Consider the following 20501-nt stretch of genomic DNA (forward strand, 5'->3'; position numbering starts at 1 on the left):
GTGAAGGCCCGCGCATCCACCCGGATGCGCGGGCCTCGTGGTTTGTCCGAGGGTGAGGCCACCGCCGTCTGCCAGAATCGACCCATGTTTGAGGTCGAACTGCGCGGCACCGTGATCACCGATATCGCCTCGCTCTACGACGAGCTCAACCGCGGCTTCATGCAGAGCGAAGACTGGCGGCTCGGCGAGAGCCTGGACGCGCTCGACGACCTCCTCTACGGCGGTATCGGCGACGCCGTCGGGCACGACCGCATCCGCGTCACGTGGCACGACCACGAACTTAGCCGCGCCGCCCTCGGCGTCGACACCACCGCATCCTGGTACGAGGCGAAGCTCGCGCGACCCGGCACCTTCAACGCCGAGAAGATCACCCGTGACCTCGCGGGGCTGCGCGCCGCGGGCGGCCCGACCTACTTCGACCTCGTGCTCGAGGTGTTCGCGAGCCACGACAACGTCGAGCTCGTACTCGCCTGACGTTGCAAGGCGTGCCGCCTCGGGGTACAGCCCGGTGAAGTGACACAAGGCGGGCGAGGGCACCCGTGCACAGATTGCGAGCGTCTTCGCCCATCTCCTGCCCGGAGATCGTTGCGGACCGCAGACGTTCACAGTGCGGCAAACAGTGCCACCTACGCCGCGGCGACGAGCGGCAGCGGTTTGCGCAGTTGGGACTGGCGGAACGCGAGCAGCGTCGCGGTGATGACCGCCGAGGCGAGGATGCTCGCGAGCACGATGAGCTGAAACGTACCGGCCTCGATCGGCGAGGCGCCCGCGAACACCGCGCCGACGAAGGCGCCCGGCAGCACGACGAGCCCGGTCGTGCGAGTCTGGTCGATCGACGGCATGAGCGCGTTGCGCACCGCCGGCCGAGCGATCGGCGCGAAGGCCTGGCGCGGAGTCGCGCCGAGGGCGAGCCAGCCCTCGATCTCGTCCCAGTGATCGCGCGCTCCCGCGTCGAGCAGCCGCAGCGTCAGCGTCGCGATCGTCATGGTGTTGCCGACGACGATGCCGCCGACCGCGAGCAGGTACCGCGGCTCAAAGGCGAGCGCACCGGTGCCGAACACGATCGCCATCGCGACACACGGGCCGAGCGCCATCGAACTCGCGAGTAGGGCAATCGGGGCGCCCATGCCGCGGGTGCGCCGCGCCGACGTGAACACCGCCGCCGCGAACATCACGACGAGCCCGAGGCCAACCCAGAGCGGATGCGTGATGACGCCCGACAGCACGAGGCTCAGTGCCGCGAGCTGCAGGGCGGCACGGGCGACGGCGACGATGACCTCGTGCGGCGCCGGGATGCGGAACGCCGCGAGCCCGCCAAACGCGATGCCGGCGAGCAGCACGATCGCGGCGACGGTCGGCAGCCACCCGAGCAGCTCCTGCCCAGTCACGATGCGCGCCTAGTTGTCACCCCGAGAGTGTGGCACACCCTACCGACGCGCGCGGCGTCGGGCATGTCGGTGGGGCGGCGGGGCTACGCGAGCGACCCGGCCCGGTGCCTCAAGCACCACATCCCGCTGCGTCATGTCAGCGCTCCGGTGCGGCGGTCGAGCGGCGGATCGCGAGGGTCGGCGTCGCGATCTCGTGCCGCGCATCCGCCCCAGCGAGCATGTCGGTGAGCTGCCGCAGGGCGAGCGACCCCATCGAGCGGCGCGGCTGGTCGACGCTCGTCAGCGTCGGCCGCATCCGGGCCGCGAAGTCGATGTTGTCGTAGCCGACGATGCTGAGGCGGCTGGGCACCTCGACGCCGGCGTCGGTGAGCTCGCCGATGAGCTCGACGGCAATGCGGTCGGTGGCGCAGCACACCGCCGTCGGGGCTTCGGCGGACCCCTTCGCGAGCGTGCCGAGCAGCGTCTCGATGCCCGGCACAACGTTCGCCTGGTCCTCCAATCCGAGTTCGTGCATCGCCTCAAGGTAGGCCTCGCGCCTGGCGACGGCCGCCGGGCGCGGCGAGCCGGGCAGGTGCACGATGCGGCGGTGCCCGAGGGCCGCGAGGTGGTGCACCGCGAGGCGCATGCCGGTGCGGTCGTCGTTCGACACCTGGCCGATGCCGGGCGAGAGCTCGGCGGGGCGGCCCACGACGACGAGCGGCACCCGGCGCGCGAAGTCGCCGATCGTCGCGCTGTCGGCCCGACCCGAGACGATCACGACGCCGTCGAGCCCGAGCCCGATCATCCGCTCGAGGCGGGTGCGCAGCAGCGCCGGGTCGCGGCGGGCATCGGCCATGACAACTGACATGCCGTTCGTCTCGGCCTCGTCTTCGATGCCGTGCACGACGTCGGTGTGGTAGCCGCTGCGCAGGTCGTCGAGCAGCACGCCGATCATCTGGCTGCGGCCGCGCACGAGCGAGCGCGCCCACGGGTTCGAGTGGTACCCGAGCCGGTCGGCGACGTCGAGAATGCGCGTGCGCGTCTCGGGCCGCACGCCCACGTCGCCGCGCACGGCGAGCGACACGAGCGACTTCGATACGCCCGCCTCGGCGGCGACGTCGTTGAGGGTCGGCGCGCGGTGGCTCTTTGCTCCCATGGCTCTGTTCTAGCAGCGTTGGAGCGTTCCAGGGATTTCCAATTGGAGCGTTCCACAACCGTTCACATAGCGGTGCCAAGCCGTACACGGGCCCTTCGTACGGTCGTTGCGAACGCGACAGAAAGAGACCCACTCGTGCCGACCACCGCATCCCCACTGCTTTACGCGCCCCGCGCCCTGCTGCTCGACTTCGGCGGCGTCATCTTCGAAACGGTGAAGCGACCCACCGGTCGAGACGAGCTGGCCGCGTCGATCGTGGCGCGTGCCGCGCGAGCCGGGCACCGCATCGAGCAGGCCGAGGTGCGCACCTCGCTCGACTCGGGGCTCACCGCGCTGCGCCACTGGAAGCACGCGTCGAGCCGCCGCCTCGAGCCGCGCGAGATGACGCACCGCGAGGTCGTCGGCGACTTCCTCGCGGCCGAGCTGCCCGAGCCCATCCGCGCCCTGCTCGTCGCCGAGGCCGGCGCGCTGCTCGAGGAGCAGAACACGACGATCTCCGACCATGTCGTGCGCCCGGGCATCCCCGAACTGCTCGACGAGGCGGTGCGCCGCGGCATTCCACTCGGCATCGTGAGCAACGCGCACTCCGGGCGCAGCCACCGCCGCCTGCTCGCGAAGCACGGCCTCGCCTCGTTCTTCTCGGTGCAGGTGTACAGCGACGAGGTTGGGATGCGCAAGCCGCACCCGCGCATGATCGAGCTCGCGTCGGCGGCGCTCGGCGTCTCGCCCGCCGACGCCTGGTACGTCGGTGACACGCAAGACCGGGATGTCGTGGCCGGCCGCCGCGCGAGCGTCGGCGCGGTGGTGCTCACGGTGAGCAAGCACACCGACCAGCCGCCGTTCGGCGTGGCCGAGGTGGCGGATGCGGTGTTCCCGACCCCCGAGGGGCTGCTCGAGACGCTGCGGGCGGCGGCCGACCCCGCGCCGGCCTCGCCCGCGACGGCGACGAGCGACGCGGCCCTCGCGGGCCGGCAGGCTGCCCTGCTGCTCGACCACGGCGGGGTCATCTCGACCTCGACGCCCGACGACACGCTGCTCGATGAGTTCTGCGACTCGCTCGCCGCGCTGCTCGACGGCGAGGACGAGCGCGTGGACCGCGCCCGCGCTCGCGCGCTCGTCGCGGACGGCGTGGCGCGCTACCGCGAGTTCAAGGTGACCGAGCGCGAGCGCCCCGACGGCTGCCACGAGATCGGCGCCGCGCGCTTCTGGCGCGACCTCGTCGGCGGCGACCTCGGCCCGCGAGCCCGGGCGCTGCTCGAGGCCGAGGCACACGATCTGATGTTCCGCTTCGGCACCGCGAAGAGCAAGCGCACGCCGCGCCCCGGCATCCGCGAGCTGCTCGAGCACGCCGAGCGCGAGGCGATGCCCGTCGTCGTGGTGTCGAACACGATCAACGGCCGGGCCGTGCGCGCCGAGTGCGCCGCCCAGGGCATTGACCACCTCATCGCCGCCTACGTGTGTTCTGACGAGGTCGGGTTCCGCAAGCCGCATGCGCGCATCGTGCGCGAGGCGCTGCTCGTCGCCGACGCCGACCCCGCTCGCACCTGGTTCCTCGGCGACAAGCCGCGCAACGACGCCGCCGGTGCGCTCACCGCGGGCATCGCCCGCCGCGTGCTCGTGCGCGGCGGGTCGACCGGCGACGCCGAAATCGACGCCGCCGTCGCCGAGGGCATCGCCACCGACGCCATCGACTCCGCCGCCGACCTCATTGACCTGCTGACCCCGAGCCGCGACGTCGTCGACGCCGCGGTGTCGTAACCCCACCCCGCCAACAAGCCGACGCTGCGTGAACCCCGACACAAGGAGCACCCCCGTGACTGACACCCGACAACCCACCACGACTTCGACCGCCGAGCCCTCCGACTACCGCCGCGCCGGCGCCCTGCGAGGCAGCGGTGCCCCCGGCGGCGAGATGACCATGCCGCAGAAACTCATGGTGTTTGTGCTCGCGATGGCGCTGAACGGCCTCGCGAACATCATCCTCGAAGTAATTCCCGACGTCTCGATCGGACCGATCGACGTCTCGGTGAGCAGCTTCATCTTCGTGCCGCTCACCATGGTGGCGCTGTTCAACCCGTTCTGGGCCGCGCTCGGCGCACCGCTCGGCGAGATCGTCTTCACCGACCTGCTCATGGGCGACTTCTCGGGCCTCGCCGAGGTCGAGGGCTTCCTGCAGATGTTCCTCGCCCTCTACGTCGGCGGCATGCTGATTCGCAACGCGAACTCGCGCGTGCAGATCTGGATCGGCGCGATCACCGTCGTGCTCATCGACAAGGTGCTCTCGGCCATCGTCGACCTCTCGAAGGTCTGGGTCGGGCTCGAGGACCCGGAATTCGTCGAGGGCCTGCCCGAGTCGATCCTCGCGATCGAGGGCATCGGCCTCGGCGTCGACGTGCTCATCAGCGGCATCCTCTTCGGCGCGATCCCCGCCATGTGGCTCATCCCCGCCCTCTACGGCAAGATCGAGCCGCTGCTCGGCCTGCGCCCGCGCGTGCCGGGCGAGCGCATCCCCGGCTCGGTGCAGCACGTCGGCTGGTTCGTCGTCGTCGCCCTGCTGCTCTCGATCGCCTCGTTCTTCTTCGCGTTCCTCGAGGCGTGGGACCTCTCGGTCGGCGCCGTCGACACCGAGCTGCTCGACCAGTACGGCCCCGGCTTCCTGTGGGTGAGCGTCGGCGTCATCGCCGTCATGCTCGTCGTCGCCATCCTGCTGTTCCGCCGCTCCCAGAAGAACCGAAAGCGCTAATTGTGGCCGACCCCATCATCGTCATTGAGAACCTGTCCTTCCGGTATCCCGGCGCCGAGGCCGACGTGCTGCGTAACGTCAACCTCACCATCGAACGCGGCGACTTCGTTGCCGTGGTCGGGGGCAACGGAGCGGCCAAGACCACGCTCTGCAAGAGCATCAACGGTCTGATTCCGCACTACTGGTCGGGCGACTTTGCCGGCTCGGTGACGGTGGATGGGGTCGACACGTACACCTCGAGCGTCGCCGAGCTCTCAACCCGCGTCGGCTACGTCTACCAGGACTTCCAGAACCAGCTCGTGCGGCCGACCGTGCGCGACGACGTCGCGTTCGGCCCGATCAACTTCGGTCGCGACTCGCACGTCGAAGACACGGATGCGGCGCTCGACAGCCTCGGCATCGCGCACCTCGACGACCGCTATATCTGGCAGCTCTCAGGCGGCCAGGCGCACCTCACCGCGCTCGCGGGGGCGCTTGCGCTGCGGCCCGAGGTGATCATCGTCGACGAGCCCGTCGCCGAGCTCGACCCGGCGCGCGCCGAGGAGATCTATGAGCGCCTCGCCGAGCTCAACCGCGAGCACGGCGTCACCGTGATCACGATCGAGCACCACGCCGAGTTCGTCGCGAAGTACGCCAAGTCGGTCGTGCTCATGGCGCACGGCAGCCCGGTCTGGCACCTGCCGATCGAGGATGCGCTGCGTCGCACGGACGAGCTCGAGCAGCACGGCATCCCGGCCCCGCAGGCGGTGCAGGCGGTGCGCGGGCTCGGCTTGGATGCCGCGCCGCGCACCCCGGCCGAGGCGGCGGTGTTGCTGGGAGCGCATCCCGTTCGCACGGATGCGGTGGCCGAGGACCGTGCCGAGGCCGCAGAGCGGCTTGGCGCGCATCCTGGTCTGGCCGAGGAGGCCGCGGCCAGTGACCCCGCCCCGATCGTGGCCCAGGTCGAGAACGTGACGCACGGCTACAAGAGCGTCGGCGGCAACATCACGCCGGTGCTGCAGGGCCTCGACACGACGCTGCGCAGCGGCGAGCGGATCGCGCTCGTCGGCGGTAACGGTGCGGGCAAGTCGACGCTGCTCAAGCTCCTCGCTGGCATCATCGTCGCCCGCGAGGGCGAGGTGGTCATCGACGGCACGAGCACGAGATCGGTCTCGGCGCGCAAGATGGCGAACACCGCCGCCTACCTCTATCAGCATCCGCAGCTCATGTTTCTTAAGGGCTCGGTGCGCGACGACGTCGCCCTGTTCCCGCGCTCGCGGAAGGTGCCCGACACCGACCAGATCGTGCAGCGCGTGCTCGAGCGGGTCGCGCTGACGCCGATCGCCGAGCGCGACGGCCGCACCTTGTCGGGCGGCCAGCAACGCCGCGCGACCCTCGCGATCGGCCTCGCGATGCGGCCGAAGCTGCTGCTGCTCGACGAACCCACGTCGAGCCTCGACACCCAGAGCCGCGACGACGTGACGACGATGCTCGCCGAGCTCGCCGACACCATCGAGTGCACTGTCGTCGCCACGCACGACATGCAGCTCGTCGCCGAGTGGGCGAACCGCGTGCTCGTGCTCGAGGGCGGGCGCATCCTCGCCGACGTCACCCCGCGCGAGCTGTTCACCGACGCGGCGCTGCTCGACCAGGTGCGCCTGCGGCCGCCGCAGATCTCCGTGCTCGGCCGCGAGCTCGGGCTCGACCCGGTGCCGCTGTCGGTGGGCGAGCTGGTCGCGGTGGTCGGCGCAGCGCTCAACAACTTGGAGGAGACGCACTGATGGCACGCGCACATCACGACGTCCTGTCGGTCGAGTGGGTCAAGCTCGAACTCATTCGCACCGCCTACGCCACCCGCGGCGGCCTGTTCGCGGCGATGGATCCGCGCGCGGTGGTGATCTGGTACATCCTGCTCGCGCTCGTGCCCTGGTTCACCCACAACATCACAGTGCTCGCAGGGCTCTTCGTCATCGGCGCCGTCTCGATCTTCCTCGCGCGCGTCGGGCCGCTCATTCTCGGGTTGTTCGTGCTCGGGCTCGGCGCCGAGGTCATCTATATGGCGGTCGCCGCGTGGCTGTTCGGCGGCAATCTCGAGACGCTCATCGCGCTCGCCGCGCTGCACCTCAAGCTCGGGGTCGTTTCGCTCGCGAGCATGGCGGCGTTCGTGTCGCTCGACCCGGAGAAGCTCTCGGATGCGCTGCTCGCGTTCCGCGCGCCGCAGATGCTCGCGTTCGGTGTCAGCTATGGCTACCGCATGCTCCCGATTCTTATCGAGGAGTTCAGCACGGTGTTCGAGGGGTACCGGCTGCGCACGGCGCCGCCCGAGAAGCGCGGGTTTCTCGCCTGGCGAGTGGGCGCGCAGTGGGCGCAGCTCGCGGTGCTGTCGTTCTACCCGATCTTCCTCAATACCGCGAAGTCGGTGCGCACCACCGTCGAGGCGCTCGAGACCCGCGGCTTCACGCGGGCCGGCTCGGATGCGCGAGGGCGCCAGATCCGCATGGACAAGCTGCAGATTCGACCGCTCGACGTCTGGGTGATCGCGCTGACGGTGCTCGCGGTCGTGGGCGCGTTCGTCGCGGGCTCCGCCTGGCCCGTGTACCGCTAGGCCGGTCGCGCGGCGGCGCTACGACAGCGCGCGCACGTAGAACCAGCGGCCCTGCTCGCGCACAAACTCGCTGTTTTCGTGCAGCGTGCCGCGCTCATCCGCATCCCTGAAGTGCGCGATGAACTCGACCGTCGCGGTCGCGTCGAACGGCGTGCCCGTGGTGCCGAGCACCTCGAGGCGCTGCCACACGAGGTCGCTGTCGAGGTCGAGTCGTTCGGGGCGGCGGCTCGGATGCCAGGTCGAGCGCAGGTAGTCGGCGTCGCCGGTGACGAAGGCGGTAAAGCGCGAGCGCATGAGGGCCTCGGCGCTCGGGGCGGGCTGGCCGGCGTGGAATCGGCCGCAGCATTCGCCGTAGGTCAGACCGGTTCCGCACGGGCAGCGAGTGTCGTTGGCAAGCACACCCACCAGCGTAGCCGCGCTCGATTAGCCTGGCAGGTGTGGGGCGCGCACTCGGCGGCCCCAGGTTCCCCAAGGAAGAGGACTCCCCATGGCGCTGCTGCCCGACCTCGTTGCCGCCCTCGCGAGCGGCTCCGTTCGCATCGTTGACCTCACAAACCGCCTCGAGGCCTCGACGCCGACACTGCGCCTGCCCGAGCCGTTCGCGAACCTCATCGACTTCTCGCTCGAAACCGTGAGCGAATACAACGAGCCCGGGCCATTCTGGAAGCACGCGAACATCCACACGGGTGAGCACATCGGCACCCACATCGACGCACCCGTGCACTGGGTGAGCGGCCGCGAGGGGCACGACGTGTCGCAGCTGCCGCCCGAGCGACTCGTTGGCCCCGCGGTGGTGCTCGACTTCTCGGCCGAGGCGGCAGCTGACGCCGACTTCCTCATCGACGTCGAGCACGTCGAGCGCTGGGAGGCCGAGCATGGCGCGTTCGAGCCGAATACCTGGCTGCTGCTGCGCACCGGCTGGGATCAGTACTCCGACAGCCAGGAGGCGTTCCTCAACGCCGACGAGACCGGCTCGCACACGCCCGGCGCGACCGCCGAGCTTGCCGCATGGCTCGCCGCGCGCCCCGAGATCTCGGGCGTCGGCGTTGAGACCGTCGGCATCGACTGGGGCCGCGGCGCCGAGCTCGACCCGCCGTTCCCGATGCATTACCACCTGCTCGGCGCCGACAAGTACGGCATCACCTCGCTGCAGCGACTCGCGGAGCTGCCGGCCAGCGGCGCCGTGCTCGTCGTCGCGCCGCTGCCGATCGTCGGCGGCACCGGTAGCCCGAGCCGCGTCTTCGCGCTCGTCGAAACCCAGGCATGAGCGGCCTCACCGTCGCCGAGCTCGTCGGCCGCGCGCTCGCGAAGCTCGGCGCCCGGCACTGCTTCGGCGTCGTCGGCTCGGGCAACTTCGCGGTGACGAACGCGCTGCGCGGTGCTGGGGTCGAGTTCACCGCGACGCGGCACGAGGGCGGCGCGGCCACGATGGCCGACGCCTACGCGCGCATGAGCGACACCGTCGCGCTCGTGTCGCTGCACCAGGGCTGCGGGCTCACGAATGCGATGACCGGTATCGGCGAGGCGGCAAAGAGCCGCACGCCCGTCGTCGTGCTCGCGGCCGAGTCGGCGCCCGCGCCCGTGCCGACGAACTTCTCGATCGACCAGTCGGGCCTCGCCACGGCCGTGCTCGCGAGCCCGCAGCGCGTCAACTCGCCGGCGAGCGCGCTCGGCGACGTCGTGCATGCGTTTCGGCTCGCGCGCGACGAGCGCCGCACCGTCGTGCTCAACCTGCCGATCAATGTGCAGGATGCGCCGGCGCCCGAGGCGAGCATCCGTGCGCTCGAGACGCTTGCCGCGCCGCCGCGGCCCGTGCCGCCCCGCGCATCCGATGCCTCGGTGCGGGCGCTCGCCGACCTGATTCGACAGGCCGAGCGGCCCGTGTTCGTCGCCGGGCGCGGCGCCCGGGGCGCCGGCCGCGAGCTGCGCGAGCTCGGCCGCGTCGCGGGTGCGCTGCTCGCCACCTCGGCCGTCGCGAACGGGCTGTTCGAGGGCGACGAATTCTCGCTCGGCATCTCGGGCGGCTTCTCGTCGCCGCTTGTCGCTGAGCTCATTGCCGATGCCGACCTCATCGTGTCGTTCGGCTGCGCCCTGAACATGTGGACGATGCGCCACGGCCGACTCATCGGCGACGACACCCGTGTCGCGCAAGTTGATCTCGAGCCACTCGCGCTCGGGGCGCAGCGGCCGATCGACCTCGGCGTGGTGGGGGATGCGGCGCTCACGGCCCGCGCAGTCGCCGACGAACTCGCGCGCTCGGGCGCGGGGGAGCGGTATCGCACGGCCGAGGTTGCCGAGGCCATCGCCGCCGAGGCGCGCTGGAACGACGTGCCGTACGGCGAGCCCGGGCTCACCGACGTGCACGTGCCCGGGGATCTTTCGGTCATCGGCGACGATGGCGAGCGGCGTATCGACCCGCGCATCCTCACCGACGCGCTCGACCGCATCCTGCCCGCCGAGCGCGTCGTGTCGATCGACTCGGGCAACTTCATGGGGTACCCGTCGAGCTACTTGCGGGTGCCCGATGAGTACGGTTTCTGTTTCACGCAGGCGTTTCAGTCGATCGGGCTCGGGCTCGCGACGGCGATCGGCGCGGCGCTCGCGCAGCCCGAGCGGCTGCCGGTGCTCGGCGTCGGCGACGGCGGGCTGCTCATGGCGATCGCCGAGCTCGAGACCGCGGTGCGGCTCGGGCTGCCCCTCGTCGTCATCGCCTACAACGACGACGCGTACGGCGCCGAGGTGCACCACTTCGGTGGGGATGCGGTGCCGCCCGACTTCGGCACGGTCACCTTTCCGCGCGTCGACATCGCGTCGATCGCGCGCGGCTTCGGGGCCGTGGGTGTCACGGTGCGGTCGGTTGACGACCTTGAGCCGGTGCGCGCGTGGCTCGAGTCGGGCGACGGGCCGATCGTCATCGACGCGCGGATCGCGTCGGACGGTGGGTCGTGGTGGCTCGCGGAGGCATTCGGCCACTGAGGCGATGCGGCAGCGGCGCGCTTGGCCCGCCGGGCGCGACACGGTGCCGCGCGCACGCCCTGTGGTGCAGCGCGCCGCTAGATTGATGACATGACGGGGAGCGAGACCGGCTACACGCCGCGGCTACTGAGGCCGACGTGGGCGCAGCTCGTGGCGGCGACGGTGCTCGGCGTGGCCGCGGCGCTGCTCGCCGGCGTCTGGCTCGACGGCTACGTTGCCACGCTGGTGGGCATCAGCGTGGCCGAACTCGTGTTCGTCACGCTGTCGATGCTGACGCTCTGGCCGATGGATGCGGCGGCGACCGAACGCAACGTCGGTCGTGAGGATCTCAGCCCGATCTTCGACGAGGTGCTCGTCGCGATCGTCGCCGCGCTCGCGGTGGTGAGCGTGCTCATCGTGCAGCAGAGCGGCAATACGGCGCTCGGGGCGCTGCTCACGCTCGTCGGCGTCTTCGGCGCGTGGGCGTGCATCCACCAGACCTATGCCGTGCACTATGCGTACGAGTACTACCGCGACGACAACGGCGGCATCGACTTTCACTCGAAGTCGCCGCCGTGCTTCGCCGACTTTCTGTACCTCAGCTACGCCGTCGGCATGACCTACGGCTCGACCGACCCCGAGCTCAACGACACGCGCATCCGCAAGATTCTGCTGCGGCACGCGGCGGTGTCATTCCTGTTCGGGATGGTGATTCTCGCGGTGGCGATTAATCTCGTCGCCGGGGTGCTCGGGATTGGTGGGTAGCGGGGCGCTCGACGTCGCGGGTGACCGCGCGCCAGGGGAGAATTGGGGATCATGACGCCACCGGCTGCCCGCGAACCCGCCCTTATGCGCGACTTCTCGCTCGAGATCACGAGCCGCGACGTTGACGCGATTCCCGCGGCGGCGAGGTTGATTCCGGCGGGCACTCGCATCAACGTGACGTTCCTTAGCAACGAGGAGCCGGCGACGACGGTGGCTGCCGCGCGGGCGGTGCGCGACGCCGGGTTCGTGCCGGTGCCGCACCTCGCGGCCCGGCGCATCCGCTCGCTCGAGGCGTTCACGAGCATCCTCAAGCAGCTGCAGGCGGCGAGCGTCTCGGAGCACCTGTTCCTCATCGCGGGTGACCCCGCGCAGCCCGAGGGGCTGTTCGCCGACGCGGCGTCGCTCATCCGCGCGGTGCGGCTCGCGGACTACGGCGTGCGCGAGGTGGGAATCGCGGGGTACCCGGAGGGGCACCCGAGCATCCCGACCGACGTGCTCTGGGCCTCCCTCGACGAGAAGCTGGGCGAGCTGCGGGTGCAGGGGCTCGAGTCGGTGATTGTCACGCAGTTCGGTTTTGACGTGGATGCGGTGGCGCGCTGGATCGGCGAGGTGCGGTTGCGGGGGTACGACGGGCCCATTCGCGTCGGCGCTCCAGGCCCGGCGGGCGTGAAGCGGCTGCTGCGCTACGCGAGTCGCTTCGGTGTCGCCTCGAGCGCGGGCATCGTGCGCAAGTACGGTTTCTCGCTCGCGAACCTGATGGGCACCGCGGGGCCCGACACGTTCATCCGCGCGCTGCAGGATGCGGTGGCTCGCGACGGCGGGTTCGGCGCGGTGGCCATGCACCTCTACACCTTCGGCGGGCTCGAGGCGACGGCTGCGTGGGCGCGGGACTTCGTCGCGGCGCCCGGCGGATCGACGAGCTAGTCGAGGTCGCCCGCGCGGAGTTTGCTGAGCTGCTTTTCCTCCGACTCGCGTTTCGCCTCGGCGCCGGCGAGCACCTCGGCGATCTCGCCCTGCGGCACCACGGCGATGCCGTCGCGGTCGCCGACGAGCCAGTCGCCCGGATGCACGACGACGTTGCCGATCGCGACCGCCTCGTGCAGGCGGCCGGGTCCGTTGCGGTACGGGCCGGCGGGGGAGACCGCGCGGGCGTAGGCGGGCAGGCCGATCTCCTCGAATTCGAGGGCGTCGCGGATCGCTCCGTCGAGCACGACGGCGACGGCGCCGTGGCGCTGCATCCGCTCGGCGATGATGCCGCCGAGCAGCGCCCGATTCGTGACGCCGCTGCCGTTCACAACGACGACGTCGCCCTCGGTGAGGTCGGGCACGAGCTCGTGCAGCACCTTGTTGTCGCCGGGCGCAACGTAGGCGGTGACGGCGCGGCCGACGAAACCGGCTGACGGCCACATCGGCGCGATGCCGCTGTCGACAACGTTGAGGCGGCCCATTGCGTCGCTGAGTTGGCTCGGCGCGAGGGCGGTGAGGCGGCGGCGGATCTCGGAGTCCGGCAGTTCGGTCATGGCGCATCCCTTCCGCAAGCGACCTCGGTGACGCCCGCGATGCAATTCACTCTAATCAGAGATTGTTTGGCGGCGCGAGGCGGATGCGTGAGTTGCGCTGGCGTGCCGGCCCGAGCATCCGTCGACGTGAGCAAAAATCCCCGGTCGGCCGGGCCGGATGCGCCTGCGCGCATCCGGCCCACCGAACCGGGGATTCTTTGTTCCGCGACGCTAGGCCGCGACCGACTCATTCGTGTAGTCGTTGTGCTTCGTTTCCTTCGAGAACAGCAGCGCGACGAAGGTGAGCAGGGCCGCGCCGGCGAGGTAGACGCCGACCCAGAACGGCGAGCCGTCGCCCGCGCTCCAGAGCGCGACGAACACGGTCGGGGCGATGCCCGCGCCGAGTACCGACGAGAGGTTGTACGCAATCGCCGAGCCGGTGTAGCGAGTGTTCGCGGGGAAGTACTCGGGCAGCACCGCGCCCATCGGGCCGAAGGTGAGGCCCATGAGCGCCATGCCGATGATGAGCTGCGCCTGTACGCCCGTGTGGCCGAGGCCGAGCAGCGGGGTCATCACAAAGGCAAAGATGAAGATCAGCGCCGTGACCGAGAGCAGCATCTTGCGGCGGCCGAACTTCTCGGCGAGCGGACCCGAGACGAGCGTGAAGATGCCGAAGAACACGACGGCGACAATGAGCATGAGCAAGAAGTCGGTCTTCGGGTAGCCGAGGCCGCCGATGTGCGTCGCGGCGTCGAACGCCGTGCCCGAGTCGGCTGCGGTCGCGGCGGCCTGGTCGGTCGTCGGCGTCGAGCCATACGTGAGCATGAACGAGGTCATCATGTAGAAGAGCACGTAGGTGGCGAGCATCACGAAGGTGCCGAGGATGATCGAGCGCCACGACTTGCGGAAGACCTCGACGAGCGGGGCCTTGACGATGTGATCCTCACGCACGACCTTCTGGAACGCGGGCGTCTCGGTGAGCTGGATGCGCACCCAAAGGCCGATGATGACGAGCACGGCCGACACGAGGAACGGCAGGCGCCAGCCCCACGTGAGGAACTGCTCCTCGGTGAGGGTGAAGTTGAGCAGTACGAACAGCAGGTTGCCGATGATGAAGCCGATTGGCGCGCCGAGCTGTGGGAACGTGCCGTAGATGGCGCGCTTGTTCGCGGGGGCGTTCTCGGTGGCGAGGAGGGCGGCGCCCGACCACTCGCCGCCGAGGCCGAGGCCCTGGCAGAAGCGCAGCAGTACGAGCAGCGCCGGCGCGAGCACGGTCATGTTCGTGTTGATCGAGCCGTCGGCATTCGCCGCGGTCGGCAGGCAGCCGATGAGGAATGTCGCGATGCCCATCACGAGCAGCGTGCCGACGAGCGTGCCCTTGCGGCCGATGCGGTCGCCGAAGTGGCCGAAGAGGATCGAGCCGAAGGGGCGCGCGATGAACGCGACGCCGAAGACGGCGAACGACGAGAGCAGGGCCGTAATCGGGTCGGCGCTTGGGAAAAAGAGAATGGGGAAGACGAGCGAAGCCGCGGTGGCGTAGATGTAGAAGTCGTAGAACTCGATCGACGTGCCGACGAGGCTCGCGACGATGACCTGCCAGGGCTTGTTCTGCTTCGCGCCGGATGCGGCGGGCGTGGCGCCGGTGTTGATGGTCGAGGTGTCGTGTGACACGAATGTGCTCCTGAGCTGACGATGAACGGCGCGCCGGAAACGCTGTACCCGCCCTGGTGGGGCGAGGCCTCGAACGCGGTGGCGCGGCCCGACCGCCTGCCTCAGCGGGGTCGGGGAGTGCAGGAGTCGAACGGTGTCGGTCAAGTTGGCGACGATTCAGGCTACACCCAGCCAGGTATGCAGAAAAAGCCGCAGCCCCTCCTCTGTACCGTTCGTGGGGGTTGAGTGGTCGATTTTTGTAGTTTTGGCGGTGCCAAAACTACAAAAATCGACCACTCAACCCCCTGCGATGGCGGCGGCGAGGTGCGTGCGCAGCTGCCGCATCGAGAGGCCGGCGCGGCGCGCATCCTTCGGCACGACCGCGAGCAGGGTGCGCGCGAACGACGCGTCGGCGATAGGCACGAGCGCCACGCCCGGCGGTGGCGTCGGCACCGCGAGCCGCGGCACGAGGCACACCGCGAGCCGCGCGGTGACCATCGCGAGCATCACCTGCATGTCGTCGGTGCGAATCGACACCTCGGGGCGCAGGCCTGCCTCTTCGAACGTCGCCATCAGCAGCACATCCATGGGGTCGCGCTCGCTCGAGCCGAGCACCCACGGCAGCTCGTGCAGGCTCCGCAGCGCCGCGGTGTCGAGCGACTCGGCCGCGGCGAGCGGGTGGTCGGCGGGCAGCGCGACGTGCAGCGGGTCGCGATACACCTCGGCCACCTCGAACTCGGGCCGCACCGCGAGCGCGATCGTCGGCACCGAGTACGCGAGCAGCGCGTCGAGCTCGCCGCGGTGCAGGCCGTCGAGCAACTGCGGCACCTCATGCAACACGACCTCGAGCTCGCGGCCGGTGGCCCGCACCCGGGCGACGATCTCGGGCAGCAACGCGGCGGCGGTCGGATAGGTGCCGAACCGCAGGGTCGTGCGGCCGCGGCGCTGCAGTTCGCGCGCATCCGCCACCGCTCGCTCGCTCAGCGCGAGAATCTCGTCGCCGCGCTCGACGAGCAACGCGCCGACCTCGGTCGGGGTGCTGCCGCGCGGCGTGCGCTCGAGCACGGGGCCTCCGACGAGCGCCTCGAGCGCGTGCAGGTGATAGTCGACGGTGGGCTGGCTCCAGGCGAGCGCGCGGGCGGCGCGCGTGACCGAGCCGGCGTCGTGCACGGCGCGCAGGGCTTGCAACTGGCGTAGGTCGAGCATCCGCACCCCTCTAATAGCACAGCTTTTGCTAACTCCGAGACTAACAGCCTGGGTATGTGAGTCGGCAGGCAGGTGAGGGATTCTGCCGGGGGCTGCTCGGCGACAGACTTGGCCCCATGTCGATCTCCGAACTCGCCCGCTCAGCTCACCGCGATCTCGACGCGACGCGCGCGCCGGCGCCGAGCGCCGCGCAGCGCACGACGCCGTACGCGGATGCGCTCGAGCGGCACGCGCGCACGGTCTCGACCCAGCTGATGGTGCCGGGCCACGGCGGCACCGCGACCGGCGTGAGCGGGCGCCTCGCCGACTTCTTCGGCGAGCGGCTGCTGCAGCTCGACATTCCGATGCTTGTCGACGACGTTGACCTCGGCGACAATTCGCCCTACGACCAGGCGCTCGCGCTCGCGGCCGAGGCGTGGGGCGCCCGCCGCACCTGGTTTCTCACGAACGGCGCCTCGCAGGCGAACCGCACCGTCGCCCTCGCGCTGCGCGGCCTCGGCGAGGGCATCGTCATGCAGCGCAGCGTGCACTCGAGCTTCATCGACGGGATGCTCGTCGCCGACCTCGTGCCGAGTTACGTCATGCCGAGCATCGATCACGAGCACGGCGTCGCGCACGGCATCACGCTCGCGGCGCTCGCCGACGCGCTCGAGCGCGCCGACGCCTCCGGCGTGCCACTCGCCGCGGTCTACGTCGTCTCGCCGAGCTACTTCGGTGCGGCGGCCGACCTCGCCGCGCTCGCCGAGCTCGCGCACGCGCACGGCGTGCCGTTCATCGTCGACGGCGCCTGGGGCCCGCACTTCGGCTTCCACGACGGGCTGCCCGCGTCGCCGATCGCGCTCGGGGCCGACCTCGTTATCTCGAGCACGCACAAGCTCGCGGGCTCGCTGACGCAGTCGGCGATGCTCCATCTCGCCGACGGGCCGTTCGCCGACGCGCTCGAGGCGCAGATCAATCGCGCCATGTCGATGACCGCCTCGACCTCCTCCTCGGCGCTGCTGCGCGCATCCCTCGACATCGCCCGGCACGCGCTCGTGAACGGTCGCGAGCAGATCGGCGCGTCGATTGAGGCCGCGAATGCGTTCCGCGACGTCGTGCGGGCCGATGGCCGCGTCGGCGTGCTCAGCGACACGTTCGGCCGCTTCGACGACATCGTCGACGTCGACCCGCTGCACATCGTGCTCGACGTATCGGTCGCCGGGCTCAGCGGCCACTGGGTGCGGCAGCAGCTGATCAACCGGCACGCGCTCTTCTTCGAGATGTCGACCGCGACGTCGATCGTCGCAATCGTGGGCGCCGGCAAGGTGCCCGACTACGCGGCCGTGTTCCACGCGCTCATCGAGGTCATCACGTCGCCCGAGGCCACCCTCGTGCGCGGCGAGACGAAGGTCGCGTTCCCGACGCTGCCAGAACCCGGCGCGCTGCGCCGCACCGCACGGCAGGCCTACTTCGCCGACTCGGAGCTCGTCGACGCGAGCGCTGCGATCGGCCGCGTGTCGGCCGACACCCTCGCGGCGTACCCGCCGGGCATCCCGAACGTGATTCCCGGCGAAGAGATCACGGCCGAGACGGTCGCGTTCTTGCAGGCCGTCGCGGCGTCGCCGACCGGGCATGTGCGGGGCGCGATCGACCCCACCGTGCAGCGGATGCGAGTGCTGCGCGACCGGTAATCCCCGCCGAAATGGCGCACCGACAACGCAGTCTGGAGTAAAACAGGACGATGCCTCGATCGACCCTCGCGCAACAACTGTTTCGGGTGAAGCCCGTTCCTGCCGAACCCGGAACTAGCACGGGGTTGCTGCCTCGCAGTATGGGACTGCTCCAGCTCACGTTTATGGGCGTCGGTGCGACGGTCGGCACGGGCATCTTCTTCATCCTGTCGTAGGTCGTGCCGATTGCTGGCCCGGCGGCGATCTGGTCGTTCGTCATCGCGGGCGCCGTCGCGGGGCTATCGGCGCTCTGCTATGCCGAGCTTTCGAGCAGCGTGCCGGTCGCCGGATCGTCGTACAGCTACGCGTATTCGACCCTTGGCGAACTGCCGGCGATGGGCGTCGCCGCCTGCCTGCTGCTCGAGTACGGAGTCTCGGCCGCCGCCGTGGCGGTGGGCTGGGCGCAGTATGTGAACCAGTTGTTGCTCAACCTACTCGGCTTTGAGCTGCCGCAGGCGATCTCGGCGGCGCCCGAAGAGGGCGGCGTCATCAACCTGCCTGCCTTGCTGCTCGTCGCCATGCGCATGCTGCTGCTCATTCGCGGTACCTCGGAGTCGGCGATCGCGAACACGATCATGGTGTCGCTCAAGCTCGCCGTGCTCGTGTTCTTTGCTGCGATCGCCGTGACCGGCTGGAACGTCGACAACTTCGCCGAGTTCGCGCCGTTCGGTTTCTCGGGCGTCATGACGGGCGCCGGTATCGTGTTCTTCTCGTACGTCGGGCTGGATGCGGTGTCGGCGACGGGCGAGGAGGCGAAGAATCCACGCCGCAACTTGCCGATCGCGATCATCTCGGCCCTCGTCGTCGTCACGGCCGTGTACCTCATGGTCGTCATCACGGCGCTCGGCGCACAGCCGGCCGCCGAGTTCGAGGGGCAGTCGGCGGGGCTCGCCGTGATTCTCGAGCGGATCGTCGGCGCCTCGTGGCCCGGCACGGTGCTTGCGGTCGGCGCGGTCATCTCGATCTTCTCGGTGACGCTCGTCGTGCTGTACGGCCAGACGCGCATCCTTTACGCGACGTCGCGCGACGGCATGGCGCCGCGCATCTTCGGCCGCGTGAACAAGCGCACTGGTACCCCGATCGCGAACACCGTCATCGTCGGATCGGCGGTCGCGGTGCTCGCCGGAGTGATCCCCATCAACTTCCTCGCCGAGATGACGAGCATCGGCACGCTCATGGCATTCCTCGTCGTCGCGATCGCCGTCATGGTGCTGCGCCGCCGCGAGCCCGGCCTCGATCGCAAGTTCCGGCTGCCGCTGCATCCGCTCATCCCGGTGCTCACGGTGGCCGGCTGCGTTTGGATTATCAAGGATCTTCGGCCCATCACCATCCTCATGTTCGCGCTCTGGACTGCCGTCGTGCTCGTCTGGTATTTCCTGGTCGGGCGCAAGAATTCGGAGCTCGGTCGGCAGCTCGAGACCGGCCTCATCGTGCTGGTCGGGCCCGGGAAGTACCGGGCGGGGGATGCTGCTGGCGAGGATGCTACTGCAGGGGATACTGCTGGCAACGGGGATGCGGCTGCTCGCGCCGCGGTTCTTCGGGGCCCGGACGCTGCGGAAGTGGATGCGATGCGCGCCGACGAGAGCGCGTTGGCCGAGAACCGGAACCGGAAGCCCCGCTCGTAACGACGCTCTCGGCCATAGGCGACCGCCGTTCGCCTGGCTAGCAGGGGGTTGAGTGGTCGTTTTTTGTAGTTCTGGCACCGCCAGAACTACAAAAAACGACCACTCAACCGGCGTGCGAAAGCGTCGGTTACGACATGGAGACGAGGATCTTGACCTCGCTGCGGTCGTGGAGCAGTTTCTCGTAGCCGTCGGCGACGATGTCGTCGGCCTTGATGCGGCTCGTGATGAAGGGCTCGAGGTTGACGAGGCCCTCGTTGACGAGGCGAATCGACTCCGCGTGGTCATTGGCGTAGCCGATCGAGGATCCGAACACGCGATCCTGCATGGTCAGGGCGCCGACGATGTTGAGTTCGTACGGCTTCGTATGGATCGCGATTACCTCGAGTCGCCCGCCACCGCCCAGCACCGAAAGCAACTGGTCGACGACAACGCCGACACAGGCAGCGTCGAACGCGAACTGCGCCATCGCGCCGTCCGTTTCGCGGCGCACGACCTCGACTAGGTCTTCCTGCGCGGGGTTGACGACAACATCCGCGACCCCCGACTCGAGCGCCTTCTCACGCCGCAGATCCGAAACCTCGCTAACGATGGTCTTGAGACCGTACGCGCGCAGAACGGCTGCCGCGAGCAGACCGATCGGGCCGGCACCGCCGACGACAGCGACACTGCCGCGATCGCGTTCAGTCACGCCCGCGTGGCGAATCGCGTGCACCGCCACCGAGAGTGGCTCGATCAACGCGGCCTGGTCGAGCGGCATCTCGCCGACCTTGTGCACCCATCGCTGCTCGACAACGATGTGCTCTGATAGCCCGCCACCGAGGCCGGAAACACCGATGAACCCCATCTTTTCGCAGAGGTTGTACTTGCCAGCCTTGCACGCCGCGCAGGTGCCATCGACCATCAAAGGTTCGACAGCGACGCGGTCGCCAACGGCAATGTCGGTCACGCCTTCGCCTACTGCCTCGACGACGCCCGAGAACTCGTGGCCGAATCCGACGGGCAGCGTTTCGCCCGAGAGCGGATGCGGTGAGTCGGCTCCCGGCGCTGGCGCCATCGGGCCGTCGTGGAACAGGTGCAGGTCGCTACCGCAGATGCCGTTGAACGCTGGGGCGATCTTCACCGTGCCTGCTCGGACCTGGGGTTCCTCGATTTCCTCGAGTCGAACATCCTCTTTGCCGTAGTAACGAATCGCGCGCCTCAGGCCCTCGCAAACGTCGTGTATGTACTTGGAAGCGTACGAAA

17 protein-coding genes and 1 pseudogene are annotated in these 20501 nt (G+C 69.7%); 11 read left to right on the top strand and 7 right to left on the bottom strand.

Features of this window, described 5'->3' with window-relative positions:
- Positions 1–84 precede the first annotated feature (84 nt).
- Positions 85–474 carry a barstar family protein gene (locus EJL01_RS08785; RefSeq protein ID WP_125107160.1) on the top strand — a complete coding sequence of 130 codons (390 nt, stop codon included), beginning with the start codon at positions 85–87 and terminating at the stop codon, positions 472–474.
- A gap of 152 nt (positions 475–626) precedes the next feature.
- Here EJL01_RS08785 and EJL01_RS08790 read toward each other — a convergent pair whose 3' ends face one another.
- Together EJL01_RS08790 and EJL01_RS08795 are read right to left on the bottom strand one after the other, a co-directional pair.
- Complete coding sequence (locus EJL01_RS08790; protein WP_241209150.1) at positions 627–1388, bottom strand: ABC transporter permease; 762 nt, start codon at positions 1386–1388, stop codon at positions 627–629.
- Positions 1389–1524: 136 nt separating this feature from the next.
- Positions 1525–2523 (bottom strand): LacI family DNA-binding transcriptional regulator, encoded by a 999-nt coding sequence (locus EJL01_RS08795; protein ID WP_125107161.1) that lies wholly within the window; start codon positions 2521–2523, stop codon positions 1525–1527.
- Between the two features lie 135 nt (positions 2524–2658).
- Here EJL01_RS08795 and EJL01_RS08800 point away from each other — a divergent pair, with 135 nt between their 5' ends.
- From EJL01_RS08800 to EJL01_RS08815, 4 genes are read left to right on the top strand one after another with little or no spacing between them, the layout of a single operon-like run.
- On the top strand, positions 2659–4281 hold the full coding sequence (locus tag EJL01_RS08800; protein WP_125107162.1) for an HAD-IA family hydrolase: 1623 nt from the start codon (positions 2659–2661) through the stop codon (positions 4279–4281).
- Between the two features lie 55 nt (positions 4282–4336).
- Positions 4337–5266: a DUF8171 family membrane protein gene (locus EJL01_RS08805; protein WP_125107163.1), complete on the top strand. Its 930-nt coding sequence runs from the start codon at positions 4337–4339 to the stop codon at positions 5264–5266.
- Positions 5267–5268: 2 nt separating this feature from the next.
- Positions 5269–7026 carry an ABC transporter ATP-binding protein gene (locus EJL01_RS08810; protein WP_125107164.1) on the top strand — a complete coding sequence of 586 codons (1758 nt, stop codon included), beginning with the start codon at positions 5269–5271 and terminating at the stop codon, positions 7024–7026.
- Complete coding sequence (locus tag EJL01_RS08815) at positions 7026–7850, top strand: energy-coupling factor transporter transmembrane component T family protein (protein ID WP_125107165.1); 825 nt, start codon at positions 7026–7028, stop codon at positions 7848–7850. The genes EJL01_RS08810 and EJL01_RS08815 overlap by 1 nt, the downstream gene beginning before the upstream one ends.
- Before the next feature lie 18 nt (positions 7851–7868).
- Here EJL01_RS08815 and EJL01_RS08820 read toward each other — a convergent pair whose 3' ends face one another.
- Positions 7869–8249: a YchJ family protein gene (locus tag EJL01_RS08820; RefSeq protein WP_206427697.1), complete on the bottom strand. Its 381-nt coding sequence runs from the start codon at positions 8247–8249 to the stop codon at positions 7869–7871.
- A gap of 88 nt (positions 8250–8337) precedes the next feature.
- On the opposite strand from EJL01_RS08820, the gene EJL01_RS08825 reads away from it, so the two are divergent.
- The 4 genes from EJL01_RS08825 to EJL01_RS08840 all read left to right on the top strand — a co-directional run bounded on the left by EJL01_RS08825 (position 8338) and on the right by EJL01_RS08840 (position 12494).
- A complete protein-coding gene (locus tag EJL01_RS08825) occupies positions 8338–9117 on the top strand; it encodes a cyclase family protein (RefSeq protein ID WP_125107167.1) in 780 nt (259 codons plus the stop codon).
- Positions 9114–10826, top strand: coding sequence for a thiamine pyrophosphate-binding protein (locus EJL01_RS08830; RefSeq protein ID WP_125107168.1), 1713 nt, complete (start codon positions 9114–9116; stop codon positions 10824–10826). The genes EJL01_RS08825 and EJL01_RS08830 overlap by 4 nt, the downstream gene beginning before the upstream one ends.
- Before the next feature lie 90 nt (positions 10827–10916).
- Positions 10917–11570 carry a DUF1345 domain-containing protein gene (locus tag EJL01_RS08835; protein ID WP_125107169.1) on the top strand — a complete coding sequence of 218 codons (654 nt, stop codon included), beginning with the start codon at positions 10917–10919 and terminating at the stop codon, positions 11568–11570.
- A gap of 51 nt (positions 11571–11621) precedes the next feature.
- The gene (locus EJL01_RS08840; protein WP_125107170.1) at positions 11622–12494 is read left to right on the top strand and encodes a methylenetetrahydrofolate reductase; all 873 of its coding nucleotides are present in this window, start codon (positions 11622–11624) and stop codon (positions 12492–12494) included.
- On the opposite strand, the gene EJL01_RS08845 is transcribed toward EJL01_RS08840, so the two are convergent.
- The 3 genes from EJL01_RS08845 to EJL01_RS08855 form a co-directional block, all read right to left on the bottom strand.
- Entirely contained in the window at positions 12491–13090 is a 600-nt protein-coding gene (locus EJL01_RS08845) for an RraA family protein (protein WP_125107171.1), read from the bottom strand. The genes EJL01_RS08840 and EJL01_RS08845 overlap by 4 nt on opposite strands.
- Before the next feature lie 210 nt (positions 13091–13300).
- Positions 13301–14740, bottom strand: a complete 1440-nt coding sequence (locus EJL01_RS08850) for an MFS transporter (protein WP_206427698.1) — start codon at positions 14738–14740, stop codon at positions 13301–13303.
- A 276-nt stretch (positions 14741–15016) separates the two neighbouring features.
- On the bottom strand, positions 15017–15925 hold the full coding sequence (locus tag EJL01_RS08855) for a LysR family transcriptional regulator (RefSeq protein ID WP_125107172.1): 909 nt from the start codon (positions 15923–15925) through the stop codon (positions 15017–15019).
- Positions 15926–16041: 116 nt separating this feature from the next.
- Between EJL01_RS08855 and EJL01_RS08860 the strand changes: the two genes are divergently transcribed.
- Together EJL01_RS08860 and EJL01_RS08865 are read left to right on the top strand one after the other, a co-directional pair.
- Positions 16042–17595, top strand: coding sequence for an aminotransferase class I/II-fold pyridoxal phosphate-dependent enzyme (locus tag EJL01_RS08860; RefSeq protein WP_125107173.1), 1554 nt, complete (start codon positions 16042–16044; stop codon positions 17593–17595).
- A gap of 50 nt (positions 17596–17645) precedes the next feature.
- A pseudogene (locus EJL01_RS08865) lies at positions 17646–19124 on the top strand (APC family permease); the annotation flags it as partial.
- 262 nt (positions 19125–19386) lie between these two features.
- On the opposite strand, the gene EJL01_RS08870 reads toward EJL01_RS08865, so the two are convergent.
- The gene (locus tag EJL01_RS08870; RefSeq protein WP_125107461.1) at positions 19387–20460 is read right to left on the bottom strand and encodes a 2,3-butanediol dehydrogenase; all 1074 of its coding nucleotides are present in this window, start codon (positions 20458–20460) and stop codon (positions 19387–19389) included.
- Positions 20461–20501: the final 41 nt, after the last annotated feature.

Source organism: Gulosibacter massiliensis (assembly GCF_900626105.1).
Classification (GTDB): domain Bacteria; phylum Actinomycetota; class Actinomycetes; order Actinomycetales; family Microbacteriaceae; genus Gulosibacter; species Gulosibacter sediminis.